This window comes from Stenotrophomonas maltophilia (assembly GCF_047497515.2).
In the GTDB taxonomy this organism is placed as follows: Bacteria; Pseudomonadota; Gammaproteobacteria; order Xanthomonadales; family Xanthomonadaceae; genus Stenotrophomonas.
In genome coordinates, this window is record NZ_JAXAXL020000019.1 from 30,743 (window position 1) to 57,395 (window position 26,653).

Annotated in this window: 21 protein-coding genes; 17 read left to right on the forward strand and 4 right to left on the reverse strand. The window is 63.8% G+C overall.

Annotated elements, in window-relative coordinates:
• Positions 1 to 52: 52 nt before the first annotated feature.
• Positions 53 to 2,647, forward strand: a complete 2,595-nt coding sequence (locus ACMZPQ_RS19750; protein ID WP_197580388.1) for a M14 metallopeptidase family protein — start codon at positions 53 to 55, stop codon at positions 2,645 to 2,647.
• A gap of 132 nt (positions 2,648 to 2,779) precedes the next feature.
• On the opposite strand, the gene ACMZPQ_RS19755 is transcribed toward ACMZPQ_RS19750, so the two are convergent.
• A complete protein-coding gene (locus ACMZPQ_RS19755) occupies positions 2,780 to 4,201 on the reverse strand; it encodes a DEAD/DEAH box helicase (protein WP_099552598.1) in 1,422 nt (473 codons plus the stop codon).
• Between the two features lie 904 nt (positions 4,202 to 5,105).
• Between ACMZPQ_RS19755 and ACMZPQ_RS19760 the strand changes: the two genes are divergently transcribed.
• Positions 5,106 to 6,095, forward strand: a complete 990-nt coding sequence (locus tag ACMZPQ_RS19760; protein WP_197580387.1) for a fumarylacetoacetate hydrolase family protein — start codon at positions 5,106 to 5,108, stop codon at positions 6,093 to 6,095.
• Positions 6,096 to 6,109: 14 nt separating this feature from the next.
• Positions 6,110 to 6,778, forward strand: a complete 669-nt coding sequence (gene maiA / locus ACMZPQ_RS19765) for a maleylacetoacetate isomerase (protein WP_197580386.1) — start codon at positions 6,110 to 6,112, stop codon at positions 6,776 to 6,778.
• 46 nt (positions 6,779 to 6,824) lie between these two features.
• Here the strand turns inward: maiA and ACMZPQ_RS19770 are convergent, their stop codons facing one another.
• The 3 genes from ACMZPQ_RS19770 to ACMZPQ_RS19780 form a co-directional block, all read right to left on the reverse strand.
• Positions 6,825 to 8,285 carry a UdgX family uracil-DNA binding protein gene (locus ACMZPQ_RS19770; RefSeq protein WP_197580385.1) on the reverse strand — a complete coding sequence of 487 codons (1,461 nt, stop codon included), beginning with the start codon at positions 8,283 to 8,285 and terminating at the stop codon, positions 6,825 to 6,827.
• Positions 8,266 to 9,549 carry a putative DNA modification/repair radical SAM protein gene (locus ACMZPQ_RS19775; protein WP_197580384.1) on the reverse strand — a complete coding sequence of 428 codons (1,284 nt, stop codon included), beginning with the start codon at positions 9,547 to 9,549 and terminating at the stop codon, positions 8,266 to 8,268. The genes ACMZPQ_RS19770 and ACMZPQ_RS19775 overlap by 20 nt, the downstream gene beginning before the upstream one ends.
• Positions 9,550 to 9,624: 75 nt before the next feature.
• Positions 9,625 to 10,752 carry a PilT/PilU family type 4a pilus ATPase gene (locus tag ACMZPQ_RS19780; protein ID WP_099596198.1) on the reverse strand — a complete coding sequence of 376 codons (1,128 nt, stop codon included), beginning with the start codon at positions 10,750 to 10,752 and terminating at the stop codon, positions 9,625 to 9,627.
• 97 nt (positions 10,753 to 10,849) lie between these two features.
• Between ACMZPQ_RS19780 and ACMZPQ_RS19785 the strand changes: the two genes are divergently transcribed.
• From ACMZPQ_RS19785 to ACMZPQ_RS19850, 14 genes are all read left to right on the forward strand, one after another.
• Positions 10,850 to 11,239: a DUF4398 domain-containing protein gene (locus tag ACMZPQ_RS19785; protein ID WP_197580382.1), complete on the forward strand. Its 390-nt coding sequence runs from the start codon at positions 10,850 to 10,852 to the stop codon at positions 11,237 to 11,239.
• Positions 11,236 to 12,120 carry an OmpA family protein gene (locus tag ACMZPQ_RS19790; RefSeq protein WP_197580381.1) on the forward strand — a complete coding sequence of 295 codons (885 nt, stop codon included), beginning with the start codon at positions 11,236 to 11,238 and terminating at the stop codon, positions 12,118 to 12,120. Before ACMZPQ_RS19785 ends, ACMZPQ_RS19790 begins: the two co-directional genes overlap by 4 nt.
• A gap of 324 nt (positions 12,121 to 12,444) precedes the next feature.
• Positions 12,445 to 12,681: an HP1242/YdcH family protein gene (locus tag ACMZPQ_RS19795; protein ID WP_197580380.1), complete on the forward strand. Its 237-nt coding sequence runs from the start codon at positions 12,445 to 12,447 to the stop codon at positions 12,679 to 12,681.
• A 298-nt stretch (positions 12,682 to 12,979) separates the two neighbouring features.
• Positions 12,980 to 14,350 (forward strand): pyridoxal-phosphate dependent enzyme, encoded by a 1,371-nt coding sequence (locus ACMZPQ_RS19800; RefSeq protein ID WP_197580379.1) that lies wholly within the window; start codon positions 12,980 to 12,982, stop codon positions 14,348 to 14,350.
• A 123-nt stretch (positions 14,351 to 14,473) separates the two neighbouring features.
• A complete protein-coding gene (locus ACMZPQ_RS19805; RefSeq protein WP_197580378.1) occupies positions 14,474 to 15,646 on the forward strand; it encodes a cystathionine gamma-synthase in 1,173 nt (390 codons plus the stop codon).
• Between the two features lie 72 nt (positions 15,647 to 15,718).
• Positions 15,719 to 16,549, forward strand: coding sequence for an ABC transporter permease (locus ACMZPQ_RS19810; RefSeq protein WP_312645411.1), 831 nt, complete (start codon positions 15,719 to 15,721; stop codon positions 16,547 to 16,549).
• On the forward strand, positions 16,539 to 17,942 hold the full coding sequence (locus ACMZPQ_RS19815) for an ABC transporter ATP-binding protein (protein ID WP_197580377.1): 1,404 nt from the start codon (positions 16,539 to 16,541) through the stop codon (positions 17,940 to 17,942). Before ACMZPQ_RS19810 ends, ACMZPQ_RS19815 begins: the two co-directional genes overlap by 11 nt.
• Positions 17,939 to 18,517, forward strand: coding sequence for a CatB-related O-acetyltransferase (locus ACMZPQ_RS19820; protein WP_197580376.1), 579 nt, complete (start codon positions 17,939 to 17,941; stop codon positions 18,515 to 18,517). The genes ACMZPQ_RS19815 and ACMZPQ_RS19820 overlap by 4 nt, the downstream gene beginning before the upstream one ends.
• Positions 18,514 to 21,678 carry a class I SAM-dependent methyltransferase gene (locus tag ACMZPQ_RS19825; RefSeq protein WP_197580375.1) on the forward strand — a complete coding sequence of 1,055 codons (3,165 nt, stop codon included), beginning with the start codon at positions 18,514 to 18,516 and terminating at the stop codon, positions 21,676 to 21,678. The genes ACMZPQ_RS19820 and ACMZPQ_RS19825 overlap by 4 nt, the downstream gene beginning before the upstream one ends.
• Positions 21,675 to 22,967 (forward strand): rhamnosyltransferase WsaF family glycosyltransferase, encoded by a 1,293-nt coding sequence (locus tag ACMZPQ_RS19830; RefSeq protein ID WP_312645403.1) that lies wholly within the window; start codon positions 21,675 to 21,677, stop codon positions 22,965 to 22,967. Before ACMZPQ_RS19825 ends, ACMZPQ_RS19830 begins: the two co-directional genes overlap by 4 nt.
• Before the next feature lie 51 nt (positions 22,968 to 23,018).
• Positions 23,019 to 23,387 carry a hypothetical protein gene (locus ACMZPQ_RS19835; RefSeq protein WP_197580373.1) on the forward strand — a complete coding sequence of 123 codons (369 nt, stop codon included), beginning with the start codon at positions 23,019 to 23,021 and terminating at the stop codon, positions 23,385 to 23,387.
• A 132-nt stretch (positions 23,388 to 23,519) separates the two neighbouring features.
• Positions 23,520 to 25,430 (forward strand): hypothetical protein, encoded by a 1,911-nt coding sequence (locus ACMZPQ_RS19840; protein WP_197580372.1) that lies wholly within the window; start codon positions 23,520 to 23,522, stop codon positions 25,428 to 25,430.
• Complete coding sequence (locus ACMZPQ_RS19845; RefSeq protein ID WP_197580371.1) at positions 25,430 to 25,864, forward strand: GtrA family protein; 435 nt, start codon at positions 25,430 to 25,432, stop codon at positions 25,862 to 25,864. The genes ACMZPQ_RS19840 and ACMZPQ_RS19845 overlap by 1 nt, the downstream gene beginning before the upstream one ends.
• Positions 25,854 to 26,648 carry a glycosyltransferase gene (locus ACMZPQ_RS19850; RefSeq protein ID WP_197580370.1) on the forward strand — a complete coding sequence of 265 codons (795 nt, stop codon included), beginning with the start codon at positions 25,854 to 25,856 and terminating at the stop codon, positions 26,646 to 26,648. Before ACMZPQ_RS19845 ends, ACMZPQ_RS19850 begins: the two co-directional genes overlap by 11 nt.
• Positions 26,649 to 26,653 lie beyond the last annotated feature (5 nt).

A 26,653-nucleotide genomic window follows, 5' to 3' on the forward strand; every position in this document is an offset into this window, starting at 1 on the left:
CCAAAGGTGCCGGCCGCGCGACTGTCTGCCGTTGAGTTCCTGGGGAGTCACCGTGTCCTTGCATCGCCGTGCCGTTCTTCCGTTGCTGATCGCCGCCGCCATCGCGTTGTCCTCGCCGCAGCCGGCGCAGGCACAGAGTGCCTACTTCTTCCCGCAGGCCACCGACGCGGCCGCATTCGATACGTCCATTCCCACGCCGGAACAGTTCCTCGGCTACCCGATCGGTAGTCGCTACACCCGGCATGACCAGCTGGTGGCGTACTTCCAGGAACTGGCGAAGCGCTCGCATGCGATCAACGTGCGCGAGATCGGCCGCAGTTACGAGGGCCGTCCGCTGTTGATCGCCACCGTTACCTCTGCGGGCAACCACGCGCGACTGGAACAGATCCGCCAGCAGCACGCGACGCTGGTCGATCCGGCGCAGCCACGCAGCGCGGCCGGCGACAGCCCGGTGGTGGTGTGGCTGGGCTACAGCGTGCACGGCAACGAGACCTCCAGTGCCGAAGCCGCGATGCTGACCGCGTACTACCTGGTAGCCAACCAGAGTGCCGAAACCCGGCAATGGCTGCAGCAGGCAGTGGTGTTGTTCGACCCGGCGCAGAATCCGGATGGCCGTGATCGTGCCGCCAACTGGCACAACGCCTGGGCCTCGGACCCGGCTTCGGCCGATCCGGCCGACAAGGAACACGTCGAGCCGTTCCCGCAGGGCCGCACCAACCACTACTTCACCGACCTCAACCGCGACTGGCTGGCACTGACCCAGCAGGATTCGCGGCCGAAGGTGGAGGTGTTCCATCAGTGGTATCCGAACGTGCAGATCGACTTCCACGAGATGGGCAAGGACAGCACGTACTACTTCGAGCCTTCGCCGAAGAGCATGCACAGTCCGCTGATTCCGGCGGCATCGTATGAATTCAACAAGACCCTGGCCAAGTACCACGCACAGGCGCTGGATGCGCTGGGTTCGCTGTACTACACCGGCGAGAACTTCGACAACTTCTCGCCGGTGTATGGCTCGACCTATCCGGACTTCCATGGCGCGGTCGGCGTCACTGTCGAGCAGGCCAGTTCGCGAGGCCGCGTGCAGGAATCGGTGAATGGCCTGCTGACGTTCCCGTTCACCATCCGCAACCAGGTCGCTACGGGGCTGGGCACGGTGCGTGGCGCGGTCGCCGAGCGCAGTGGCCTGTTCGACCTGCAGAAGCAGTTCTTCCAGAGCGCGCTGAAACAGGCCGCGCAGCAGCCGGTGAAGAGCTTCGTGTTCGGCGATGTGCATGACCCGGCATTGACCCGGCGCCTGCTGGAGCTGTTGCTGCTGCATCGCATCGAGGTGCGCACGCTGGATCGCGCGGTCACCGTCGATGGGCAGCGCTTCGATCCGGGCATCGCCTACGTGGTGCCGGTGCAGCAGGCGCAGTTCCGGCTGGTGCATTCGATCTTCGCGGAGACGCCGCCGATCAAGGGCGACGTGTTCTACGGCAGCACCAGCTACGCGATCGCACCGGCCTACGGCGTGGCCTTCGCCGGCAGCCGCAGCCGCATCGACGGTGGTGCCCGCGTGGCCGCGTTGCCAGCGGAGCAGGGCGCGGTGCCGGGCGGCCAGGCCGGCTTCGCCTATGTCATCGACTGGCGCGATTACAACGCCGCGCGCGCGCTGGCGGTGCTGCAGGGCAGGGGCCTGAGCACGCGTGCAACGTTCCAGGCGTTCACTGCCGCCACCGCACACGGCGAGGCGGGCTTCGCCGCCGGCAGCATCGTCATTCCGGTGGCCGGGCAACCGCTGCAGGGCGTGGCGCTGCTGGAGGCGGTAAGCGCGGCCGCACGCGATGCAGGCGTGCAGGTGCAAGCGCTGTCCAGTGGCCGCAGCCTCGAAGGCATCGACCTCGGCAGTGATGGCGTCAAAGCGCTGCGCAAGCCAACGGTCGCACTGGTGATGGGCGAGGGCGTGGCCGCCACCGAAATCGGCTCGGCGTGGTTCCTGCTCGATCAGCAGCTGCGGCTGCCGGCCAGCAAGCTGGACCCACAGCAGCTGGGCAAGGTGCCGCTGGATCGCTACACCACGATCGTGCTGTCCGGCGGCACCTATACCGGCGTCGATGCCACCGCGGTGGCTGCACTGAAGCGCTGGATACAGGCCGGTGGTTCACTGGTGACCTACGGCAGTGCCTCGAAGTGGGCGATCGAACAGAAGCTGGCCGACGGCGAGACGATGGGCAAGGAGGAAGAGGCGGCCGATGCAGGACGTCGCGCGTTCGGTGATCAGCGCGATATCGCCGCAATCGAACGGGTCAGCGGCAACATCCTCAGTGCCGACGTGGATACCAGTCATCCGCTGGCGTTCGGCGTGCCGCGTCGTCAGCTGGCGATCAACAAGGAGAACACGGTGACCCTGCAGCCCAGCGCGAATCCGTTCTCGACGGTGGTGCGCATCGACACCACGCCGCGGGTAAATGGCTACCTGTCAGAGCGCAACCGCGCGCGGGTGGCGGGCAGCGCGTGGCTGCTGGTGTCGGCGCAGGGGCAGGGTAACGTGGTGCTGTTTGCCGATGACCCGGCGCATCGCAAGTATTGGCACGGCACGGATCGACTGCTGATCAACGCGATCTTCTTCGGGAATCTGGTGAATCCGGCGAAAGCGCGGGGGTGAGCCTGCACGCATCGGCTGATGCACGAGCACGGTAGTGCGGGCCGCTGGCCGGCAACAAAAAAAGGACGGCGCGCCAGCGCCGTCCCTCGATAGCCCCCGCGGAGCGGGAAGCATCCTTCATGTCAGCTGGGATCAGCCGGCGCGACCGCCGCCGTTGCCACCCTGGCCGCGGCCACGGCCGCCCCCATTGCCGCCACCGCCACGACGCTGGCCCTGACCCGCGCCCGCACCGGCACGCTGCTGGCCATTGCCACCGCCCTCGCGACGGCCACCGCCGGCCTTCTTCGGGCCCGCGTGCGCATGGCGCGGCGCATCACCGTGCGGACGGCGCGCGTGGCTCTTGCGCGGCGCGCGCTCGCCAGTATCGTGCTCGGCCTTGCCCGGTGCGCTGTTGCCCCAGCGGATCGGCGTCTGCAGCTCGAAGCCCGGTACATCGCGGATGTCCATGTCGCGGCCCAGCAGGCGGGTGATCGCACGCAGCAGCTTCACTTCGTCCTGCGCCACCAGCGAAATCGCCTGGCCGGTGGCACCGTTACGGCCGGTACGGCCGATGCGGTGCACGTAGTCTTCGGCCACCATCGGCAGGTCGAAGTTGATCACCTTCGGCAGCTCGTTGATGTCGATGCCGCGCGCGGCGATGTCGGTGGCCACCAGCACGGTCACGCGGCCGGCCTTGAAGTCACCCAGGGCACGCAGGCGCTGGCCCTGGCTCTTGTTGCCGTGGATCGCCGCGGTCTTGATGCCGGACTTTTCCAGGAACGTGGCCAGCTTGTCGCTGCCGTGCTTGGTGCGGGCAAACACCAGGGTCTGCTCGCGGCTGTCCTGCGCCAGCAGGTGCAGCAGCAGGTCGCGCTTGCGGCTGCCATCGACCGGGTGCACGCGGTGGGTGATGGTCTCGGCGACGGTGTTCTTCGGCGTCACCTGGATCTGCTCCGGGTTGCGCATGAACTCCAGCGCCAGCTGGCGGATGTTGTCCTCGAAGGTGGCCGAGAACAGCAGGGTCTGGCGGTTCTGCTTCGGCAGCTTGGCCAGGATGCGCTTGATCGACGGCAGGAAGCCCATGTCGAGCATGCGGTCGGCTTCGTCCAGCACCAGCAGTTCAATGCCGGACAGGTCGATGCTGCGGCGCTCCAGGTGGTCGATCAGTCGGCCCGGGCAGGCCACCAGCAGGTCCACGCCGCGGCGCAGGATGTCCAGCTGGTTGCCCATGCCGACGCCGCCGTAGATGCAGGCGCTGGGGATGCGCAGGTACTTGCTGTAACCGCGCAGGCTGTCATGCACCTGGGTGGCCAGCTCGCGGGTCGGGGCCAGGATCAGCGCGCGCGGCTTGCGCGGGCCGCTGCGTACTTCCTGCGATGCGGTGCCCAGGTGCTGCAGCAGCGGCAGGCCGAAGGCGGCAGTCTTGCCGGTACCCGTCTGAGCGCCGGCCAGCAGGTCGCGGCCGGCCAGCGCGAGGGGGATGGCCTGCTGCTGGATCGGGGTCGGGTTTTCGTAGCCCTGCTCGGCAAGCGCGCGCAGCAGGAAGGGCGCCAGGCCCAGCGATTCAAAAGACATTGAGTTTGCTCCAAGTACAAGAAACGCCTGTCCGACTGGACAGACGGGGGCAGATCAAACTGATCGGCTGACTCGGAGCGTTCCCGTGAACCGCGCTGCGAGAATTGGGTGCAGCCGGCACGAAGCGCAGGCTGGAATGCGTGACGAACGGCGTCGGAGTGGGGGCGGGCGAAGAGGGCGGACCCAGGTCGCCGGCGATCCCGGAGGGAAACGGACGGCCGCTGCAGACTCCGCAAGTCTAAACGATGTTTGAGACTTCACGCAAAAAGGCCTGTTCAGGTAAGGGTTCTGCCTGCAGGGCTTGCAGCCCTGCACCTGCTGAAAGCCACGTCAACGGCCGGAGCAACGGCAAAAGCTTGCTTCCTGAGGGTTGCCGGGGTGGGTCCGGTTGAGGGGGACGCCGTAAACCCGTCCATGGGGGCTTGGTCGCGCCATCCATGGCGCTCACACCCCCTCAACCGGACCCACCCCGCCTTCGACAGTTTCCAGCGATCTGTCGGAACGGCGTATTGATCTGGAAGGTGTCGACCTTGGTCGACACGGATGAATTCATTCGTTATCTGACAGTTGTGTCGACCAAGGTCGACACCTACCAACAGCCGCCGACCAACTGTCGAGGGCGGGGCACTGTGGGTTTGCGGGGTGTGAGCCGCATGGACGCGGCGACCAAGCCCCCATGGATGGGTTCACGGCGTCCCCGCAAACCCACAGTGCCCCGCCATCCTACGGAATGCAGGCTTTTGACGTTGCCGTTGCCGTTGCCGTTGCATCGAGCAGGTGCAGGGCGCAGCCCTGCCCAACCCCCCACTGCGGTAGGGTGGGCCGATGCCGCGCTGCAGCTTGGCGTCGCCGCATATTTGATTACACTTGAAACTTGTTTGCCCACGACTCCGGACACCCACCCATGAAGCTTGGTTCTTTGAAGGAAGGCGGCCGCGACGGCACCCTGATCGTCGTCTCGCGCGACCTGCGCCACGGCGTGCGCGCCACCGGCATTGCCGCCACCCTGCAGCAGGCCCTGGAGGACTGGAGCCACATCGCGCCGCGCCTGAACGCCCTGTACGAATCGCTCAACGCCGGCGATGCCGATGGCGTGTTCGACCTGGATGTGCAGGCACTGGCCGCGCCGATGCCGCGCGCCTATGAATTCGTTGACGGCAGCGCCTACCTGCCGCACGTCGAGCGCGTGCGCCGCGCCCGTGGTGCCGAGGTGCCGGAGAGCTTCTACACCGATCCGCTGATGTACCAGGCCACCAGCGCCGGCTTCTACGGCCCGCGCGATGCGGTCAAGGTGGTCAGCGAGGACTACGGCATCGACCTGGAAGCGGAGATCGTGGTCATCACCGATGACGTGCCGATGGCGGCAACGCCGGAACAGGCGGCGGGCCACATCCAGCTGGTCGGCCTGGTCAATGACGTTTCGCTGCGCAACCTGATTCCGGGTGAGCTGGCCAAGGGCTTCGGCTTCCTGCAGTCCAAGCCGCGTTCGGCGCTGTCGCCGGTGTTCGTCACCCCCGACGAGCTGGGCGCCGCCTGGCAGGACAGCAAGGTGCACCTGCCGCTGCTGACCCACATCAACGGCCAGTGGTTCGGCGCGCCGGAAGCGGGCGTGGACATGCAGTTCAACTTCGCCCAGCTGGTCGCGCATGCGGCCAAGACCCGCCCGCTGAGCGCCGGCACCATCGTCGGCTCCGGCACCATCGCCAACGAGGACACCAGCAAGGGCGCCTCGTGCTTTGCCGAGCAGCGCGTCGTGGAAACGCTGCGCGACGGCAAGCCGAGCACGCCGTTCATGTCCTTCGGCGACGTGGTCCGCATTGAGATGCTCGATGCCGCTGGCAACAGCATCTTCGGTGCGATCGAGCAGCGCATCGAGCAGGCGGCCAAGCCCTGAGCATGGAGGCGGCAATGGAGATCCCGGTCGACGACGGCATCGTGCTGTACACCTACTGGCGATCCAGCGCCGCCTACCGCGTGCGCATCGCACTCGAGCTGAAGGGCCTGGCCTGGCAGGCGCGGCCGGTGCACCTGGTGCGCGAGGGCGGCGAGCAGCATCTCGACGCCTATCGCGCGCTCAATCCGCAGCAACTGGTGCCATCGCTGCTGCACGATGGGCACACGCTGACCCAGTCGTTGGCGATCGTCGAGTATCTGGACGAGCGCTTCCCGCAGGTGCCGCTGCTGCCGGCCGATGCCGCCGGCCGTGCGCGGGTGCGTGCACTGGCCCAATTGGTGGCCTGCGATATCCATCCGATCAACAACCTGCGGGTGATGCAGTACCTGGAACGCAACCTGCAGCTTCCGGCCGACGCCCGCACGCAGTGGACTCTGCACTGGATCGCCGAAGGCTTTGCGGCGATGGAAGCGATGCTGGCCAACAGCCGCGACACCGGCACCTTCTGCCACGGCGACCGCCCGGGCCTGGCTGACCTCTGCCTGCTGCCGCAGCTGTACAACGCCCACCGCTTCGGACTGGACCTGACGCCGTACCCGACCCTGCGCCGTATCGAGGCAGCGTGCCAGGCGTTGGATGCCTTCGACCGCGCCCGCCCGGAAAACCAACCCGACGCCGCCTGACAAAAAAGGGGACGGAGGGAATTAAGGCGTTTGTGCCACAAACGCCTTAATTCCCTCCGTCCCCTTTTTGCTGCAATCGGGCCAGGTCATCGCGGAACAACCGATAGGCCGCCTCGCGGCGTACGTCATCGCCCTGCCGCAGTACCCACGCCGGGTGCACGGTGGCGTAGCCCTGGGTGCCGTCCTCCAGCGTCTGCCAGCGTCCACGGTCCCGCGACAGGTTGAAATCGCGGCCGAACACCGAGGCTGCCGCGGTTGCGCCGAGGCAGACGATGACCTGCGGCCGCACCCGCGCGATCTCGCCCATCAGCCACGGCCGGCAGGCCTGGATGTGGCGGCTTTCCGGACGCTTGTGCAGCCGGATCTTGCCGCGACGCTCATGGTGGAAGTGCTTCACCGCGTTGGTCAGGTACAACGTGGCGCGATCGATGCCCAGTTCGGCCAGGGCGCGGTCCAGCAGCTGCCCGGCCGGACCGGCGAACGGCAGGCCACGCAGATCCTCGGTATCACCGGGCTGCTCGCCGATCACCATCACCCGTGCATCGGCCGGCCCCTGGCCAAACACCGTCTGCGTAGCGGTCTCCCACAACGGGCACTGGCGGCAGGCGCTGGCCTGTTGCCGCAGATTCTGCAGGCTGCGGGTATCGGGGGGCGATATCGCGGCCTCCCCACGCACGGGAATCCTGCGCTGCGGCGCCTGTGACGGCCGATCGTGCATTTCCTGCACGCGATCGCCCGCATCGCGTACCAGGCGCGGCAGCAGCTGCGCCTCGGGCAGGTGCCGCCAGTACTTGGCCGGCATCTCCTGCATCATCATCCGTGTATTGAGCCGTGCCGGATTGAAGATGCTGGCGTAGTAGGTCTGCCACAGCGCCTCGCGCGCGTCCTCGGCCGGGGCGTCCTCCCGCCGTGCCCCTGCGCCGAAGGCAAGTGCCTGCCCGTCCCATGCGACGCTGCGCGACGGCGTCAGGATGGCCCAGCGCATGCCAGTGAAGCGGCGCGCGAAGAAGGGTGCCACCCGATCGACGATGTGGTGCTGGGGTTCGAACCACGCGATGAACGCTTCGGGCTGGCCCGGAACCTCGCGAAAGCGCACGAATGCCTTCATCTTGTGCGTGTCACGGCGAACGGCCTGGGCCAAGGCCATCGCACGCAGCACATCGGCATCGGCCGGATTGGTCAGCACCGCGCGCTCGCCATGGGTGATCCGCCACAGCAGCCGGTACAGCAGTGACAGGCGCTGCGGTTCGCTATGGCACAGGCAGGTGGCGGCCAGCTCCAGGAATTCGCGCGGGACGCCGGGAACGCTAGCGTTTGCCGGCACCGGTGCCTGCTGCACCGGTGGCGCATCCAGCAGCGAAGCCTCGCTGCCTTCCAACCAATCCAGCTGCTCGGGCCGCACGCCGCGCAGCAACGCATCGCGCGCGCCGTCGCGCCAGGCCTGCAGCGACCACGCCGGGTCCACCCGCTGTGACCAGCGCTGCGCGTCAGGCTGCCGGCGGTGCATCGAACAGCGATCCCTGGCGCGGAGGCGGGGCCAGCTGCGCACGCAGCGCGGCCGGATCATCCAGCGCCTTGCGCGGGTGATGGTCGGCCAGCAGCACGAACGGCAGCAGTTTGCTCATCGGCGCCTTCAGGCGGGCGATGTCGGCCACGCGCAGGCGCCCATGGCGGCGGGCCATCAGCACGCGCTTGGTATTGCGCACCCCCAGCCCGGGCACCCGCAGCAGCATTTCCTTCGGTGCACGGTTCAGGTCGACCGGGAAGCGCTCGGGATGGCGGATCGCCCAGGCCATCTTCGGATCGATATCCAGATCGAGCATTCCGCCCTGCGTGGTGTCGGTGATCTCGTCCACGCCGTAGCCATAGAAGCGCAACAGCCAGTCGGCCTGGTACAGCCGGTGTTCGCGCTGCAAGGGCGGCGGCTGCAGTGGCAGTTGCCGGCTGGCATCGGGAATCGGGCTGAACGCGGAATAGTAGACCCGGCGCATGCGGTAGTTGCCGTACAGGCTGTCGGCGCTGGTCAGGATCTGCTGGTCGCTGGCGCCATCGGCACCGACGATCATCTGCGTGCTCTGGCCGGCCGGCGCGAAACGGGGCGGCTTCGGCCGCGCGCTGCGGGTGACTGCCGGTGCCAACGCGGACGGGGCCTTGCGTGCCTCCTGCGCTTCCTCGATCCGCCAGCGCAGCTCGCCCATCGCACCGCGGATCGAATGAACGGTCTTCTCCGGCGCCAACGCGCTCAGCCCGGCCTCGGTGGGCAGTTCCACGTTGATCGACAGGCGGTCGGCGTGGCGGCCGGCACTGGCCAGCAGTTCCGGCGACGCTTCGGGAATGGTCTTGAGGTGGATGTAGCCGGCAAAGCGGTGCTCCTCGCGCAGCCGCCGGGCGACCTCCACCATCTGCTCCATCGTGTAGTCCGCATTGCGGATGATGCCGCTGGAGAGGAACAGCCCTTCGATGTAGTTGCGCTTGTAGAAGTCCAGGGTCAGCGCGACCACTTCGTCCACGCTGAAGCGCGCCCGGGCCACGTTGCTGGAAACGCGGTTCACGCAGTAGGCGCAGTCGTAGATGCAGAAGTTGGTCAGCAGGATCTTCAGCAGCGATACGCAACGGCCATCCGGCGTATAGCTGTGGCAGATGCCCATGCCCTCGGTGCTGCCGATGCCGCCGCTGGCGCGCGAATCGCGCTTTCCCGAACCGCTGGAGGCGCAGGAGGCGTCGTACTTGGCGGCGTCGGCCAGGATGGCCAGCTTGCGGATGGTTTCCATTGCGGAAACCTACGGATGGGCGGTCTCATTGGATGAGACCGCCCCTGAACTCTTCAGGAAAACGGGACGGAGGGGTCAGAAGCCGTGGGTGATGCTGGGTGCGCCGGCCGAGAAATCGGCGTACGGGTCGTGCTCGCCGTTGCTGCCTTCGGACAGGCGGAATTTCAGCGCAAGCCCGTCGCGCGAGTCGGCCGCGCGCAGCGCTTCCTCCTGCTCGATGGTGCCGGCCTTGGCCAGCCGGAACAGGCACTGGTCGAAGCTCTCCATGCCTTCCTCCAGCGAGGCTTCCATCGCCGCCTTGATCTCGTGCACCTGGCCGCGGCGCAGCAGGTCGCGGATCATCGGCGTGTTGAGCAGCACCTCGGTGGCCGGCAGGCGGCGGCCCTCCTTGTTCTTCACCAGGCGCTGGCTGATCACCGCACGCAGGTTCAGCGCCAGGTTCATCAGCACGTTCTTGTGGGCGCTTTCCGGGAAGAAGTTGAGGATGCGCTCGATGGTCTGGTCGGCGTTGTTGGAGTGCAGGGTGGCCAGGCACAGGTGGCCGGTCTCGGCGAAGGCGATCGCCGCCTCCATCGTCTCGGCATCCAGGATCTCGCCGATCAGGATCACGTCGGGCGCTTCACGCATCGCGTTCTTCAACGCGTTGTGGAAGGCATGGGTGTCCAGCCCGACCTCGCGCTGGTTGACGATCGACATCTTGTGCTTGTGCAGGTACTCGATCGGGTCCTCGATGGTGAGGATGTGCCCGGTGGTGGTGCTGTTGCGGTGGTCGATCATCGACGCCAGCGAAGTGGACTTGCCGGAACCGGTGGACCCCACCACCAGCACCAGCCCGCGCGGGGTCATGATGACGTCCTTCAGCACCTGCGGCAGGTTCAGCTCCTCGATGCTCGGAATCCGGCTGCGGATGGCGCGGATGACCATGCCGACCTCGCCCCGCTGCTTGAACACGTTGACGCGGAAGCGACCGGCATCGGGCAGGGCGATGGCCATGTTGAGCTCCAGCTCGCGCTCGAACTGCGGCACCTGGCCTTCGTCCATCAGCGAGTAGGCGATCTTCTTGACCATGCCCGGCGGCAGGCCGGTGTTGCCCAGCGGATAAAGCTTCCCCTCGATCTTGATGTAGACCGGTGCCCCGGTGGTCAGAAACATGTCCGAAGCGTTCTTTTCGGTCATCAGCTTCAGGAAGTAGCCGATATCCATTGCGAATTTTCCCCAACGAAACGGCCGACGCCCGTTGCCAGCACGGTGTCGGCTTGACGACAATGGCCGTGAACCGACAACCGGTACGGCCTCCCCAATGAAACGACTTAGCTTCGCACGAATTCGCCATGGCCTGTATGTGATGGCGTTTGCATTCGCACTGTCTGCCCCCGCCTGGGCGCAGGACGCCGCGCTGGAACTGGCGCAGGCCCGGCAGGCGGTGGACAAGGCCACCCAGGCCGACGCCGACCAGTACGCCCCGGACCTGATCGGGCTGGCCCGGCAGGGGCTGGAGCAGGCCCAGCGCGCCGCCGGTGACCGCCGCGAGCGCAAGAACGCCCCGGCGATGGCCCTGCGCGCCGCCGCCGATGCCGACCTGGCCCGCGCCCGCAGCGAGGAAGCCACCGTCACCGCACAGCTGCAGCTGCGCCGCAATGAGGTCAACCAGCTGCAACGCCAGCTGTCGACCGGGGAGGATCGCCGGTGAAGCCGATGACCGCCGCAACCCTGGCCGCGCTGCTGGCGCTGCCGACCCTGGCCGTGGCCGCCGAGAACCCGATGGTGGCGCAGCTCAGCCAGCGCCTGATGGCCATCCAGGCCAACCCCGACACCGCCGAGCTGGGTGCCTTCGAGCGCATGCAGGCCCAGCAGGCCATCGCCACCCTGGACAAGGCCAAGCGCCGCGACCAGGAACTGGCGACCTATCTGGCCGAGCGCCGGGTCGAGATCGCTGAAACCGCCGTGCGCACCGCACTGGCCACGCGTGAGGTCGACCGCCTGGAGCGCACCCGCGGCGACCTGCTGATCGAGGCCAGCCGCCGTGATGCCGCCCGTGCCCGCCAGGAGGCCGAACAGCTGCGCATGCAGGCACAGATGCAGGCCGAGGAGGCCGAGCGCCTGCGCCAGGCTGCCGAGGCCGAGACCCTGGCCCGCCAGGATGCCGAGAACGCCCTGACCAGCGTGGCCGGCAAGCAGCAGCAGCGGCTCAGCGCCGCCCAGCAGAACGCCGCCAAGCTGGCCCGCGAGGAAGCCGAGCTGGTGTCCGGGCAGAAGCTGCCGGCTTCGAAGTTCGATGGCCGCGGTGAAGTCTTCACCTTCAATGGTGACGCGTTCGCCGCGGGTGCCTCCAGCCTGTCCGGCGGCGCCCGCAACCAGGCCAAGGCGCTGGCCGAGTACCTGAACATCGGCAAGAAGGGCCGCCTGCGCATCGAGGCCTATGACGCCGCCAACGGCGTGGGCCAGAAGCGTGCCGAGGCGCTGCGTGACGCCCTGGTCGCGGCCGGTGTCGCCAGCAACCGGATCCAGGTCAGCGGCAAGAAGGCGGCCTCCACCAAGGCGCGCTCGGCCGAGGTCATCATCGCTCCGTAATCCATTGATATTGTTTGTTTTTCGTTGTGATGAGCATTCAGCCTGAACCCCGCCCCGGCGGGGTTCGGTCTTTTTGCCGCAGGGGTCTTGTACCCCGCCTTGAGCAGGCGTAGGGTGAATCGTCCGGGACGCAATGCCGCGGACCGGACGATGGGAGGGCCGGGCCGATGCAAGCAGGGCGCGAACCGCAGCAGACCGACGTGCGCAGGCCAGTGCCGCAGGTCGTTGTGGGCACCCATGTGGCCATTGACCGGCGCTCCTCCATGAACAACGCCCCGTGCCTTGCGGCCGGGGCGTTCGTGTATCTGTCGAAGGAGGTCCATCATGTTTGAAGATCAGCCCCAGAGCGAGATCGACGCCCGTCGCGCGCGTGATCCGGAGTTCAGGGCACTCCATGACCAGCACCGCAAGTTGAACAAGAAGTGCATGGACGCGGAGTTGGGTGTACTCCCGATCGATGATGTCACCCTGGGTCGCATGAAGCGTGAGAAGCTGCTGGCCAAGCAACGACTTCTGCGAATGTACGAAACGCCGCTCGCAAGCACGTCCCCCATGCTTTGACGCATGCCGTCACGCCCGGAATGGCGTGACCCGGCCATTGATGGCCCCGCCGGGCGTTCCGCCCGGCATCGCGGTACCGCCGATGAGGCGGCCGCGCCAAGGCACCACAGGCGGTGGTGCCTTGGCCTGCAGGCACAACTCACCGATGCGGGCGGTACCGGTCTCCTCGTCGATCCGGGGCCGTCCGCATCCCTTTTTGCGGGCTTCGGGCCCGGCTCCGCGCCGACCTGACATTCATCGCCATCCGACGGATAATCATCGGTCCGGCCCTCTGTGGCGCGAATCGAAAGTCTTCCGAATGCCCATTCATTCTTCCGTCCTCGAACTCATCGGCCAGACCCCGATCGTCAAGGCCCAGCGGCTGGATGCCGGCGTCTGCGAGCTCTACCTGAAGCTCGAAAGTGCCAACCCGGGCGGATCGATCAAGGATCGCATCGGCCTGTCGATGATCGAGGCGGCGGAGAAGCGCGGCGACCTGAAGCCGGGCGCGACCCTGGTCGAGGGCACCGCGGGCAACACCGGCCTGGGCCTGGCCCTGGTCGCGCAGCAGAAGGGCTACAAGCTGATCCTTGTCGTTCCCGACAAGATGAGCCGCGAGAAGATCTTCAACCTGAAGGCGATGGGGGCCGAAGTGCGCCTGACCCGTTCGGACGTGGCCAAGGGTCACCCCGACTACTACCAGGACCTGGCCAAGACCATCGCCGAGCAGACCCCGGGCGCGTACTTCATCAACCAGTTCGGCAACCCGGACAACCCGGCCGCGCACGAATTCGGTACCGGTCCGGAGATCCTGGAGCAGATGGGCGGCGATCTGGACGCGATCGTGTTCGGCTGCGGCAGCTCCGGCACCATGACCGGCCTGTCGCGTGCCTTCGCCACCCTGTCGCCGAAGACCGAGCTGGTGCTGGCCGATCCGGTCGGCTCGATCCTGGCCGAATACATCAATGACGGCGTGCTCAACGACAAGTCGGGCAGCTGGCTGGTGGAGGGCATCGGCGAGGACTTCCTGCCGTCGATCTCCGACTTCAGCCGCGTCACCAAGGCCTATGCCATCAGCGACGCCGAGAGCTTCCACACCGCGCGCGAGCTGCTGGGCAAGGAAGGCATCCTCGGCGGTTCGTCCACCGGTACCCTGCTGGCCGCAGCGCTGAAGTACTGCAAGGAACAGACCACGCCGAAGAAGGTGCTGGTGCTGGTGTGTGATACCGGCAACAAGTACCTGTCGAAGATGTACAACGACTACTGGATGCTGGACAACGGCTTCCTGCAGCGCCCGCAGCACGGCGACCTGCGCGACCTGATCCTGCGCCCGTACGGCCAGCGCGACACCGTGGTGATCGGCCCGAACGACCTGCTGACCACCGCCTACCAGCGCATGAAGCTGTACGACGTGTCGCAGCTGCCGGTGATGGACGGCGACCAGCTGGTCGGTATCGTCGACGAAAGCGACGTGCTGCTGCACGTCTACGGCGATGAAGCGCGTTTCCGCGACCCGGTGGCGACCGCAATGGTCAGCAAGCTGGACCGGCTGGACGTGAAGTCGCCGATCGAGGCGTTGCTGCCGGTGTTCGACCGCGGCCAGGTGGCGATCGTGATGGACGGTGATGTGTTCCTGGGCCTGATCACCCGCATCGACCTGCTGAACTATCTGCGCCGCCGCGTGCAGTAAGCCGCTGATCGCTGCAGATCGCTGCTGAATTCCGGTTTATTTGCGTCAAAGCTTGTTAAGGCTGCGCTGATAGACTCCCGATCCTTTGACGGCGCCGTACGTCGGCGCCATTCAGGAAACGACATGTCCAACTCCTCTTCGCCCGACCGCGCGCTGGCTCTGGCCACGCTGGCCATCCACGGCGGCCAGTCGCCCGATCCGAGCACCGGCGCGGTGATGCCGCCGATCTACGCCACCTCGACCTATGCCCAGTCCAGCCCGGGCGAGCACCAGGGCTTCGAGTACTCGCGTACCCACAACCCGACCCGCTTCGCCTACGAGCGTTGCGTGGCGTCGCTGGAAGGCGGTACCCGCGGCTTCGCCTTCGCCTCGGGCATGGCCGCCAGCTCCACCGTGATCGAGCTGCTGGATGCCGGCAGCCACGTGGTGGCGATGGATGACATCTACGGTGGCAGCTTCCGCCTGTTCGAGCGTGTGCGCCGGCGCACCGCCGGGCTGGACTTCAGCTTCGTCGACCTGACCGATCTGGCGGCATTCGAAGCGTCCATCACGTCGAAGACGAAGATGGTGTGGATCGAGACCCCGACCAACCCGATGCTGAAGATCGTCGACATCGCCGCGATCACCGCCATCGCCAAGCGCCATGGCCTGATCGTGGTGGTCGACAACACCTTCGCCTCGCCGATGCTGCAGCGTCCGCTGGAACTGGGCGCGGACCTGGTCCTGCACTCGGCCACCAAGTACCTCAACGGCCACTCGGACATGGTTGGTGGCATGGTGGTGGTCGGCGACAACGCCGAACTGGCCGAGCAGATGGCCTTCCTGCAGAACTCGGTGGGTGGCGTGCAGGGCCCGTTCGACAGCTTCCTGGCCCTGCGTGGCCTGAAGACCCTGCCGCTGCGCATGAAGGCGCACTGCGCCAACGCGCTGGCCCTCGCCCAGTGGCTGGAAAAGCACCCGGCGGTAGAGAAGGTGATCTACCCGGGCCTGCCGTCGCACCCGCAGCACGAACTGGCCGGCAAGCAGATGGCCGGCTACGGCGGCATCGTCTCGATCGTGCTCAAGGGCGGTTTCGAGGCGGCCAAGCGCTTCTGCGAGAAGACCGAGTTGTTCACCCTGGCCGAGTCGCTGGGCGGCGTGGAAAGCCTGGTCAACCACCCGGCGGTGATGACGCATGCGTCGATCCCGGTCGCGCGCCGCGAGCAGCTGGGCATCAGCGATGCGCTGGTGCGGCTGAGCGTGGGCGTGGAGGATCTGGGCGATCTGCAGGTGGACCTGGAGAGGGCGCTGGTGTGAACGAACTTCTTCTGGAAACTGCTACGCCCCGTTGTTCTGTTCAAGTCCGCCGCGCGAACCCAATACGAATTCATGACTGACATGCATACCCAATCAGCAGGGCCCGGCGCTCTTCTGGCCTCGTTGGCAAAACACGGTTCGTTGATCTATCAATTGGCCAAGCGTGAAGTCATCGCCCGGTATCGTGGTTCTTTGGCTGGAGTTGCGTGGTCGTTCTTCAATCCGCTATTGATGCTCGCGGTCTACACGCTGGTGTTTTCCTCGATATTCAAGGTCCGCTGGGCAGGTGGTGCGGCGCAATCCACGGGTGAGTTTGCCCTGATCCTGTTCGTTGGCTTGATGATTCACGGGTTCTTCGCCGATTGCATCAATCGCGCGCCGTCCTTGATCCTGTCCAATGTCAGCTACGTGAAAAAGGTTGTCTTCCCGCTGGAAATCCTTCCATGGGTTTCCGTTGCCTCGGCGCTTTTCCACCTTTCAATCAGCGTTGTCGTGCTGTTGGTGGTGCAGTTCGCCATGGTCCAGTATTTGCCCTGGACTGCGCTCCTGCTGCCGGTGCTGCTGCTGCCCCTCCTGCTGATGACGGTGGCATTCACCTATCTCTTCGCCGCCATCGGTGTCTATCTTCGGGACATCGGCCAGTTGACGGTGATGATCACTACGGTGCTCTTCTTCCTGTCTCCCATCGTGTACCCCACCTCGAGCCTGCCGGAGCAGTTCCGCGCCTGGATCCGGTTCAGTCCCATCACCTATCCGGTGGAGCAGGCGCGCAAGCTGCTGATTTTCGGTGAAATTCCGGAGCTCTCAGGGTGGTTCATCACGATGGCGGCTGCGTTGGTACTTTTGAGCGTAGCTTTCTATGTCTACCAGAAAACCCGACGAGGATTTGCAGATGTCCTCTGACGCCAATGCAACGGGCAATGTGCAAGCGCCGCAAGAGCGGCCTGTGGCCATCCACGTGGAGTCGCTCTCCAAGCTTTACCAGATCTATGAGCATCCGCGCGATCGACTGAAACAGTTCATCCTTCCGCGTTTCTCGGGACTTATGGGTCGGGCACGACGTGACTATTTCCGTGAATACTGGGCATTGCGGGACGTCAGCTTTGACGTGCGTCGGGGGGAAGCTGTCGGCATCGTCGGCCGCAACGGCGCGGGAAAATCAACGCTTCTGCAGCTCATCTGCGGGACGCTGACGCCGACGACCGGAAGTGCCCATATTCACGGACGCGTAGCAGCACTGCTTGAGCTGGGTGCCGGCTTCAATCCTGAGTTCACCGGCCGCGAAAACGTCTACATGAGTGCCACTCTGCTGGGCCTTACGCGCCAGGAGATCGACGACCGCTACGAGGACATTCTTGCGTTCGCCGATATCGGTGATTTCGTCAACCAGCCGGTGAAGGTGTACTCAAGCGGCATGTATGTGAGGCTTGCCTTTGCGGTAATTGCCCATGTCGATGCCGACATCATGATCGTAGACGAGGCGCTGGCTGTTGGCGACAGCGTGTTCGTGCAGAAATGCATGCGCTTCCTGCGCTCCTTCCGCGAGCGTGGAACCTTGTTGTTTGTGAGCCACGATACCGGATCGGTCCTGAACTTCTGTGACCGCGCCATCTGGCTGGATAAGGGTCACGTGCGCATGCACGCATCGGCGCAGGATGTTGTGACTGAGTACATCGAGTATTGCGCGCAGGAAGTCTATGGCGAAGCAGTAAAGCTCAAGAGCATCAAGGGCGAGCGACCCAAGGAGCAGGTGGCTCCCGAGCGCAGGGAGGCAAGCCAGGTTGAGGAAGAAACCAAGCTCACATTGTTCTCCAACATCCACAATTCCGATGGTTGGACGTCCGAGGCGGCCCGCATCGAATCGGTCGAGCTGCTGGACCGTGGTCTGAGCCCGCTGAACGTATTCCGTGGGGGCGAACAGGTAACGCTGCGGATACGGGCGTCGGCGGTACGTGCACTCGAAAGCACCATCATCGGTTTCTTCGTCAAGGATCGCCTGGGGCAGTCCCTTTTCGGTGAGCACACCTATACGTACGTCCCTCAGCCTTGCTCCATGGCCGCAGGAGAAACGCTGGAAGCCGAGTTCGATTTCACCATTCCGCTTCTGCCTGACGGTGACTACTCGATGACGGTCTCGATCGCGGAAGGCAATCCCTGGGACAATGTCCAGCATCATTGGCTGCACGATGCCGTGCTGATAAAGGTGGCATCGACCAAGCTGCGTTATGGTCTGGTTGGCGTCCCATTCGAGCGTGTGGCCGTCAAGTCGCTGGGCACCAGCGGGGAGTCCGCATGACCGGTTCCCTTATTCCTGAAACGGTGGTTCACGATCCGCGCATCCAGATCGGTCGGTTCACCTATGGCAGCCCGAATTTCCGCATATGGGCTGAGCATGAATCGATCAGCATTGGTGCGTTCTGTTCCATTGCCGACGAGGTTGCGATCTTTGGCGGCGGCGAGCACAACGCGCAGTGGGTCACGACGTTTCCCTTGCGGATCGCGCTTGGCCATCCGGAAGCGCATGCCGACGGTCATCCGGCCACGCGTGGCCCGACCCGCATCGGCAACGACGTCTGGATAGGACATGGCGCCACGATCATGTCAGGAGTGACTGTAGGCAATGGCGCCATCATCGGCGCGAGGGCTGTTGTGGCGAAGGACGTGCCGCCTTTCGCTGTAGTGGTGGGCAATCCGGCCCGAGTGGTGCGTTACCGCTTCGACGATGCCCAGATCCAGGCTCTGCAGCGGATCGAGTGGTGGAACTGGCCGCTTGAAAAGATTTCCGAAATGGTCCCATTGCTCTGCGGTGGGTCCGTAGAGCAGTTCATTGCCAGCGCGCAGAGCAAAGAAGAACAGGAGAACGGACGATGATCGAACTGAACAACTCTGCCTTCATCAGGCCGTTGAAGCTGCCGCCGAGCGCCTGGCACGGTCACATTCCCTTCGCTGGCTGGATAGTCGAGGTACTGCGTCCGGCGATGTTCGTTGAGCTGGGTACCCACTATGGCGCGTCCTATCTCAGCTTCTGCCAGACGATCCAGGAACTGGGCCTTGGCACGCGCGCGTATGCCGTGGACACGTGGGAGGGCGATGAGCACGCTGCGTTCTATGGAAACTCGGTCCATGCAGGGCTGAGTGAATACCATGATGGAAAGTACAACGACTTCTCCAAGCTGCTGCGCTGCACGTTTGATCAGGCGCTGGAAAAGTTCGACGACGGCAGTGTCGATCTGCTGCATATTGATGGCCTCCATACCTACGAGGCGGTGCGTCACGACTTTGAAAGCTGGATGCCGAAGCTGTCCAACCGTGCCGTGGTCCTGTTCCATGACACGCAGGAGCGGCAGGGCGATTTCGGGGTCTGGCGCCTGTGGGCTGAGCTCTCTTCCCAGTACCCGTCCTTTGAGTTCAGCCACTCTCATGGGCTGGGTGTCCTGGTGGTCGGTGAGAACGCTCCGGAAGGGGTAAAGAGGCTCGGAGCGCTTGATGGCGATCAGCGCAACCTCGTTGCCCACCTGTTCGCAGCGCTGGGTCATGCCGTGGCGCTGGCCTACGCGCGGGACTGGTGGCAGAACGAGGTGCATGTGCTTGGCGGCAAGGTGGCCAACCTTGAGGGCGACCTTGCCTATGTGCGCGCGGAGCACGAGCGCAGCATCGTCACAGTGAACGAAAAAAGCCAACAGTTGCATCACGCCAATGAGCAGCTGGTGGCACTGCAGAGCGCCGTCGAGGACTCCCATGGGCGGCATGAACTGGCAACTGCCGTTGCCGCACTGGAGGCGGAACTGGAGAGTGCCGAATCAGAGCGGGAGGTGCTGCGGCTGAAGGCAGATGAGATCTCGCATGAACTCGGCAAGGAACGTGAGCGGACCATGGCCGCTCAGGTCGAGCGTCGCGCAGCGGTGACGGCATTGGCTGCGCTTGAAGCGGAGCAGGTTTCAGCTCGGGCTGCCATGGAAGCGGAGATCGCTCACGAGCGTGAATTGCGTACTGCGGTCGTCGCTAGCCTTGAGGCCGAGCGCGCTGCCCACCAGCGTTCGATCACGGCTCACGAAAGCGAGTCGGCCCTGCGCTTGCAGGAGCGCGAGCAGGGGCTGCTGGAAGTGGGCCTTCGCCGCCAGCTGCTGATGGGCGACATCAAGGATCGCGACGATCTTATTGCTGCGCTGACACGGGATCTGTACCAGGCGCAGCAGCGGTCTGAGACCATTGGCGCCAAAGCAGGGCGCGCCTTCGAGCGTATCTACCAGCGTTGGAATGCTCAGGGAGGCTTGCGCGCGCGCGCGCTGAACTGGGGTATCCGCAAGGCTGAAGCGCGTCATGCCCGTGCATTGGGCCGTCAGCAGCGCTCTGTCGAAGGAATTGCATTGACCCGGCCGCAGGCAGGTTTCAATCCTGCACTGCGTGCGGATTGTCAGGATCTGGCCGACTACATCGCTGTAACCGAGTTGTCTCCGCAGGCACTGGCCGAGCAGGCCTCTGCCGTGCAGGCGTTCAGCTACCGCCCGCAGGTGTCGCTGATCATTCCAATCTACAAGGTTCCGCGCGAAGTACTGGAGGAGACACTGCAGAGTGTCGAACTGCAGACTTACGGTGAGTGGGAAACCTGCCTGGCGTGGGCCGATGTGGACGACCTGGAAGGATGGAAATGGCTGAAGCAGCGCTGTGCCTCCGACCCGCGTCACAAGGCGATACTCTTGGCCGCCAACGGCGGTATTTCAGAGAACTCCAATGCCGCGCTCGAACACGCGGAGGGTGAGTTCGTCGCGTTGCTCGATCACGACGATACGATCACGCCCTGGGCGCTGTTCGACATGGTAGCGGCGATGCAGGAGGGGGGCGCCGAAGTCGATTTCCTGTACTCGGACAAGGACTCCATCAACGCTGACGGCACCTGCCGGATGAATGCACTGTTCAAGCCGCAGTGGAGTCCGGAGATGCTGCATTCGGTCAACTATCTGACCCATCTGAACCTCATGCGGACCTCGGTGGTCCGCCAGGTAGGTGCATGGAACAGGGACACCGATGGCGCCCAGGATTGGGACATCTTCTTCCGCGTGACTTCTGCGGCACGCCGGATCCTGCATGTTCCGTCCATTCACTACCATTGGCGCATCCTGCCGACGTCGACCGCATCCGGGCTGCAGACCAAGCCGTACGCGATCATGGGCCAGTTGCGCGCGCAGAAGAACTATTTCGCAAGCCGCGGGCTGCCTGCGCAGGTGAAGCGAACCGATCAGGGGTTGTTCCACATCTCTTGGCCGCCGCTTGCATCGGCTTCCGAGGTGGTTGTGATCCAGACCGGTACCACGCAGCAGCTCGTGCATACGCTGAACCTTCTTCTGGTCTCCGACCTTTCCAGCATCAAGCGCATTCATGCTGTTCACGTGGGTGAGGCGAGCGCCGAACTGCAGGCATTTGCGAATCTGCCCGACAGCCGGTTCATGCTCCGCCGGCAGGATGCGTTTAGCTGGTTGGCCGTGGCCGATTTGCTGGATGCTGCATCGGCAGGCGTCGTTCTGATTGATGGCCGGGCTCTAGGCTTGTCGGAAGGACTGCTGAATGAACTGCTGGGATGGGTTCACCACCATCCGGATATCGCCTGGACTTCCGCGTTGGCGGTCCGTGAGGACGGTCGGGTGGAAGAGGCTGGGCGGGTTGTCGCCGCTGACGGTAGCAGTGCGCCACTGCTTCACGGCGCTCATCCAAACGAGTATGGCTGGTTTGGCGGTGCGCAGTGGTACCGAAACATGCGAGCTGCCTCACCGTTTGCGATTGCGTTTAAGATGACTAAGTTCCAAACTGTGTCACGTTTTCCTTGCGGAGACGTGGAAATGCAGCAGGCATTCACGCGTATCTGCACCGGGAGCATCGAATCGGGCGGCGGAAGAGGCTTGATCGATCCCTTTGCTGTGGTCTACATGCCTTCTGGCACGCAGGCTGCCTGGTCTAACGACGGCGAAAAGTATCGAGCTGATCCGTACTTCAATCCGGCGTTCCGCCAAGTCAGTCCCCTGAGGCTCAACAAATGAAAAAAAGGATTCTTTCGGCCGTTCGCGCACTCCGTGGTGATCGTGTCGTCCCCGCCAATGCTTCCATCTGGGCGGGCTACACCAGTGATGCATTGGCCTTGGCCCAGATCATCGATCTCGATGTGGCAAGCCTGTCGCAACCGCAGCAGCACCCCGAGCGGGTTGCTGCCGACCCTGCCCAACGGGTCTGTGCCTGGTATCTGCCCTACTTCGACAATCCATTCTATGGCGGGGTGATGACCATTCTCCGCCTGGCCGAGAGCCTGCACCGCAGATCGGGGATGAAACAGCGATTCCTGATCTGCGGCCAGGCTGATCCGGTGGCCATGCAGGAAAGCCTGGGCAAGGCATTCCCGGGGCTGGCGAATTCGGAAGTGATCGTGCTCGACAGTGGCGAGAAGATCGCCCAGATACCGCCTGCGGACTATTCCGTGGCGACTCTGTGGACCACCGCCTATGTGTTGGTGGGTGTGCAGAACACCGGGTTGAAGTTCTACATGATGCAGGACTTCGAGCCGGCCTTTTATCCGGCGGGCAGCACCTACGCACAAGCTGAATTTACCTACAGCTTCGGATTCCTGGGCATCTGCAACACGCAGACCCTCAAGGAAATCTACGAGCAGCAGTACGGTGGTTCGGCGGTCCTGCTGCAGCCAAGCGTGGATACGACGGTATTCCACCCGGGCACGGGTGAGCGCGACGACCACGCATCGGTGAAGCGCCTGTTCTACTACGCACGCCCGGGCACGCCCCGCAACGCGTTCGAACTCGCTGCTGCTGCGCTGCGCAAGGTAAAGGCGCGAATGGGCGATCGCGTGCAGATCATCTGTGCAGGTACGGGCTGGGATCCGGCTGAATTCGATCTGGTTGGGGTGGTGGAAAGCGTGGGCCTTCTGCCCTATCGCGAGACCGGTAACCTCTACCGCAGTTGCCATGCAGGCTTCGTCATGATGATGACGAAGCATCCCTCGTATCTGCCGTTCGAGTTGATGGCCTGCGGTACTACCGTGGTGACCAACCACAACGAGGCCAATACGTGGCTGTTGCGTGATGGCAGCAATTGCCTGCTTTCACCGCCCACCGCCAATTGCCTGGCGCAGACGCTGGTTTACGCTCTGGAGAACCATGCAAGCCTCGAGGGAATGCGCAGAATTGCCGCGGATGAAATGAAGGCGCGCTCGGGCTGGGATGAAAGCCTTGCCCGCGTTGCCAGCTTCATGGATGCGCCGGTCTTCGCGCCGCCTGCTGCATCGATCGGTAGTCAGTTCCATGCGTTGGCAAATCGCTGAGTTGATCGATTCAAGTGCGTTCGAAAAACACTATCAAAGGGGACAAGTTCGATGAATCAGTTTAGGAATGGAGTTGTTGTTCTGGCTATTGCACTGGGTCTTGCCGCGTGCGGCAAGTCTCCGGCTGAGCGGGCGGCCGCCGGAGGCCAGCCGGCCCCGGCCGCGGAAAGTCCGGCTGCAGAGTCTGCACCGGCAGCCGTCAACCCGGTTGCTGAAAAGTACGAGGGCAAAATCGTGCGCCGGCCTGCCAGTGATGGCGGTAAAGAGGATGGTTGGTTCTTCGTTGAGCAGGGCAAGCGTCGATGGATCAGCAATGGCGCTTGGCTGGCCGAGCACGGTCGTAGTCCGGCCGAAGTAATGGAGATCCCTGCGGCCGAGCTCGCCCAGATTCCGGAGGATCCGAGTCCGCTGGGGCAGTAACGGGTCCGCTGCTGTTTGGGGGGGCGGGGGCAACATCTGCTTCATGTTCCCCAGCATGCGGTTGTTTGAAAAATCACCGAGGCGCTCAGCCTCGGTTCTTTCTATTCGTTTCAGTTCAGCAGCGCGGCAGATATGAAGAGTCTATCGACAAAAAACAAGAACGTACTCCGGCTGATCGGGATGACGTTGCTCTTCATTGCAGCATTCACGCTGTTCTGCCTGCGAAATGTGGATCCCATCACCTATCCATCATTGTATGCCGAGGATGGCACCTGGTTTGGGGATCTGTTGACCCGTGGCTTCTATGACACTGCGTTCGATACCAGGGTCTTTCCGATCGTTGGTTTCATCATATTTCTGCAGATTGCAAGTTGGATAATCGACGTATTCCTGGGGGGCAATCTCTACTATCTGCCTCTTGTGTTGTTCGTGTTGTCGAACATGTTCAGTGCAGGCATGGTGCTGGTGGCTGTGCGCGTATTCCGCGGTCACCTGCCGTTCTGGGGAGTGGCCGCCATCGTGCTTTCAATCGCGCTTCTGCCCGTGGGCGGAGATGCGAATGAGATCTATGGACGGATCCTCAACTTGGGATTCATGTTCCCTTATCTGCAGACACTGCTGCTGCTGCCATTGTTCTTGCCCGGCAGTCGCCGTCGTGTAGGTGTCGCCGCAGGCCTCGTATTTTCCTTGATATCGGGGCTCACTTTCCCAGTTGGGATCGGTGTGGCGGGCGTAGCCTGCGGGTTGTTGTTGCTGAGATTCATGCATGAACGCCGTCGTGGCGATCTGGTCGCGGCCATGCTGGTGGGGCTTACCGCGCTGCTGCCGTTGCTGATGTTGACCAGTCAGACCTTCAGCGATACAGGCGCTGCCTCCATGCCGATCAAGGTTGAGGCGTGGGTAGAGTTCGCAATGGCCCGATCGCTCCTGTATCCGATTGTTTTCTGGTTCTATTCTTCGCTGACAGATGCCTCCGTACTGCTCATGGTGGTGGCAGTTGCGGTTGCGGTAGCTGCGCAGTTGTGGCGGACGCGCAAGTCTGCAGAGCTGCCGGCAGTTTCAGCGGGCTATCCTCTCTACCTGTTCTGGGGAGCGACGCTGGTCAATCTGGCCGCCATGCTGGTCATGCGGTCCGGCTTGTCGGCGATCTTTGATGGTTACAACAGCACATTCCCGGACCGCTACTTCACTGGATTGAATCTGCTGTTCTTCACCAGCCTGGTGCTGACGGCCTGTCGCAGCAGGTGGGGGCAAGCGGTCGCAGCTGCATTGGCAGTTCCGTTGCTGGCGACCTCCGCCGGACGGTTCGAGTTGACCAGTCCATCCATGCATTGGCACTCCGTTCCAACGTGGACGAAGAGTATCTGCGAAACCGCGAGGCGCGATGGTCCGCGCGCCTTCATTCCAATTGCGCCTGAGGGCTTTTCAACCGAAGTGCCGAAGGAAGAACTGACTGCTGCGCTGCTTGCGCGCTGCGCGGAGACCGGAACCAGGGCCTATGCCGACCTTCCGTTGATTTCGGCAGTTGTGTCGGATGATCTTGACAAGCCTGCGTCGGAGGCAGCCATCCGTTACGAAGGCCAAGTTGTGCGCCGTCCGGCGCAGAGTGGCGGCAAGGACGATGGATGGTTCTATGTGTCCGAAGGCAAGCGACGTTGGATACTGGACGGCAAGTGGTTGGAAACGCAGGGGCTTACAACGGCTGATGTTGTGCAGATCAGTGCGGCCGAGCTGGCGACTATTGCGGAGAATCCCAGCCCGATCACCGCCGACACAGGACCCATTGCGTCCAACGGCAGGGCCGTCCGCACTGCTGATCTCTACGACGGGCAGGTCGTGCGCCGAGCACCGCTGGACGGAAGCCGACAGGATGGATGGTTCTATGTCAAGGACGGCAAGCGTCGCTGGATCGCGGACGGAGCGTGGTTGAAGGGAGCCGGACTGGAAGCCAAGGACGTCCGGGCGATTCCTGCGGAGACGCTGAGCGCGATTCCGGAGGATCCTGAACCGCTTGGTGCGGGTGAGCCCCTGGAGAGCAACTGATGAAGCTGCCTTGGCCGCCGTGGCATGAAGCCCGGCGCGCGCTCGGCTTTGTGCTGTTCTCCGGCTTCGGATGGTGCTTGGACATGTGCCTGTTCTTTGGACTTGTCCATGCACTGGCATTGCCGCCCGGGCTGGCCAATCTCGTCAGCGCGACGACGGCGGCGATGGCGGTGTTTGTGGTGTCGAGAGTGCTGCTGTTCGACGGAGCGCGCCGCGGTGTGAAGCCGATTCTCGGCTACTTCTTCTACACTGAGGTGAATATTCTTCTGTCGGCGGCGGCGATTGAGGCGATCGCACTCCATCTTTCCTCCGCTTACACGCTGCAGTCAACGACGGCGGCAATTGCCGCCAAGATACTGGTGACGCCTCTCTCGTTGGCGTGCAATTTTTTCGTTACCCGCTGGATTTCAGGAAGCAAGGCAGATGAGCAATAGGACATTGGTGTTTGTGCCGGCCTACAACTGCGAGCGGCAGGTCCTACGCGTGCTGGCACAGCTGGAAGATGGCTGGGCGCGTTCTTGCGTGGCACAGGTGATCGTCGTTGACAATGGCAGTACCGACGCAACACGGCACGTTGTCGCAGAGCATGCGCGCAAGCGCGGCGATGCCTATATTTCCCTGGTGACCAATGATGCCAACTACGGTCTTGGCGGTTCGCACAAGGTTGCTTTCCAGTATGCACTTGAGCACGGCTTCGACTGGGTGGTGGTATTGCATGGGGACGATCAAGGCACCATCGCAGATTTCCGGAGTGTGCTTGAGCGCCCCGATGCACTCGACGTCGACGCGGTCCTCGGAAGCCGTTTCATGGCTGGTTCGCATTCGCCGGGCTATTCTCGGTTCCGGATTTTTGGCAACTTCGTTTTCAACACGATCTACTCCCTGTGCCTGCGCCGGCGTATCCACGATCTGGGTGCTGGCCTCAACATGTACCGGGTGAATCGCCTGCGGATCGATGAGGTCTTGCGTTACCCGGATAACCTCACATTCAACTGCGTGATGCTTTGCGCGCAGGTCATTCGCGGGGATCGGATAAGGTTCATGCCTATTTCGTGGCGCGAAGACGACCAGGTGTCCAATGTCAAACTGGTTCGTCAATCTTTCCAGACGCTGGGCATCGCATTGAGAGCGATGACTGCCCGCTCGTCCTTCCCGTCTGCCGAGCATCGGCAGCGGGTGATCTCCAGTTACACATGGAAGGTGGTGGCCAATGACTGATGCGT

What these genes read in the sequence shown, in the direction of transcription:
- ACMZPQ_RS19770 (WP_197580385.1), bottom strand. Translation starts at nt 8,285, where the DNA reads ATGCACCGCCGGCAGCCTGACGCGCAGCGCTGGTCACAGCGGGTGGAC.
- ACMZPQ_RS19825 (WP_197580375.1), top strand. Translation starts at nt 18,514, where the DNA reads ATGATCGAACTGAACAACTCTGCCTTCATCAGGCCGTTGAAGCTGCCG.
- maiA (WP_197580386.1), top strand. Translation starts at nt 6,110, where the DNA reads ATGGAGATCCCGGTCGACGACGGCATCGTGCTGTACACCTACTGGCGA.
- ACMZPQ_RS19780 (WP_099596198.1), bottom strand. Translation starts at nt 10,752, where the DNA reads ATGGATATCGGCTACTTCCTGAAGCTGATGACCGAAAAGAACGCTTCG.
- ACMZPQ_RS19775 (WP_197580384.1), bottom strand. Translation starts at nt 9,549, where the DNA reads ATGGAAACCATCCGCAAGCTGGCCATCCTGGCCGACGCCGCCAAGTAC.
- ACMZPQ_RS19800 (WP_197580379.1), top strand. Translation starts at nt 12,980, where the DNA reads ATGCCCATTCATTCTTCCGTCCTCGAACTCATCGGCCAGACCCCGATC.
- ACMZPQ_RS19815 (WP_197580377.1), top strand. Translation starts at nt 16,539, where the DNA reads ATGTCCTCTGACGCCAATGCAACGGGCAATGTGCAAGCGCCGCAAGAG.
- ACMZPQ_RS19820 (WP_197580376.1), top strand. Translation starts at nt 17,939, where the DNA reads ATGACCGGTTCCCTTATTCCTGAAACGGTGGTTCACGATCCGCGCATC.
- ACMZPQ_RS19785 (WP_197580382.1), top strand. Translation starts at nt 10,850, where the DNA reads ATGAAACGACTTAGCTTCGCACGAATTCGCCATGGCCTGTATGTGATG.
- ACMZPQ_RS19795 (WP_197580380.1), top strand. Translation starts at nt 12,445, where the DNA reads ATGTTTGAAGATCAGCCCCAGAGCGAGATCGACGCCCGTCGCGCGCGT.
- ACMZPQ_RS19810 (WP_312645411.1), top strand. Translation starts at nt 15,719, where the DNA reads ATGACTGACATGCATACCCAATCAGCAGGGCCCGGCGCTCTTCTGGCC.
- ACMZPQ_RS19850 (WP_197580370.1), top strand. Translation starts at nt 25,854, where the DNA reads ATGAGCAATAGGACATTGGTGTTTGTGCCGGCCTACAACTGCGAGCGG.
- ACMZPQ_RS19805 (WP_197580378.1), top strand. Translation starts at nt 14,474, where the DNA reads ATGTCCAACTCCTCTTCGCCCGACCGCGCGCTGGCTCTGGCCACGCTG.
- ACMZPQ_RS19755 (WP_099552598.1), bottom strand. Translation starts at nt 4,201, where the DNA reads ATGTCTTTTGAATCGCTGGGCCTGGCGCCCTTCCTGCTGCGCGCGCTT.
- ACMZPQ_RS19845 (WP_197580371.1), top strand. Translation starts at nt 25,430, where the DNA reads ATGAAGCTGCCTTGGCCGCCGTGGCATGAAGCCCGGCGCGCGCTCGGC.
- ACMZPQ_RS19835 (WP_197580373.1), top strand. Translation starts at nt 23,019, where the DNA reads ATGAATCAGTTTAGGAATGGAGTTGTTGTTCTGGCTATTGCACTGGGT.
- ACMZPQ_RS19840 (WP_197580372.1), top strand. Translation starts at nt 23,520, where the DNA reads ATGAAGAGTCTATCGACAAAAAACAAGAACGTACTCCGGCTGATCGGG.
- ACMZPQ_RS19760 (WP_197580387.1), top strand. Translation starts at nt 5,106, where the DNA reads ATGAAGCTTGGTTCTTTGAAGGAAGGCGGCCGCGACGGCACCCTGATC.
- ACMZPQ_RS19830 (WP_312645403.1), top strand. Translation starts at nt 21,675, where the DNA reads ATGAAAAAAAGGATTCTTTCGGCCGTTCGCGCACTCCGTGGTGATCGT.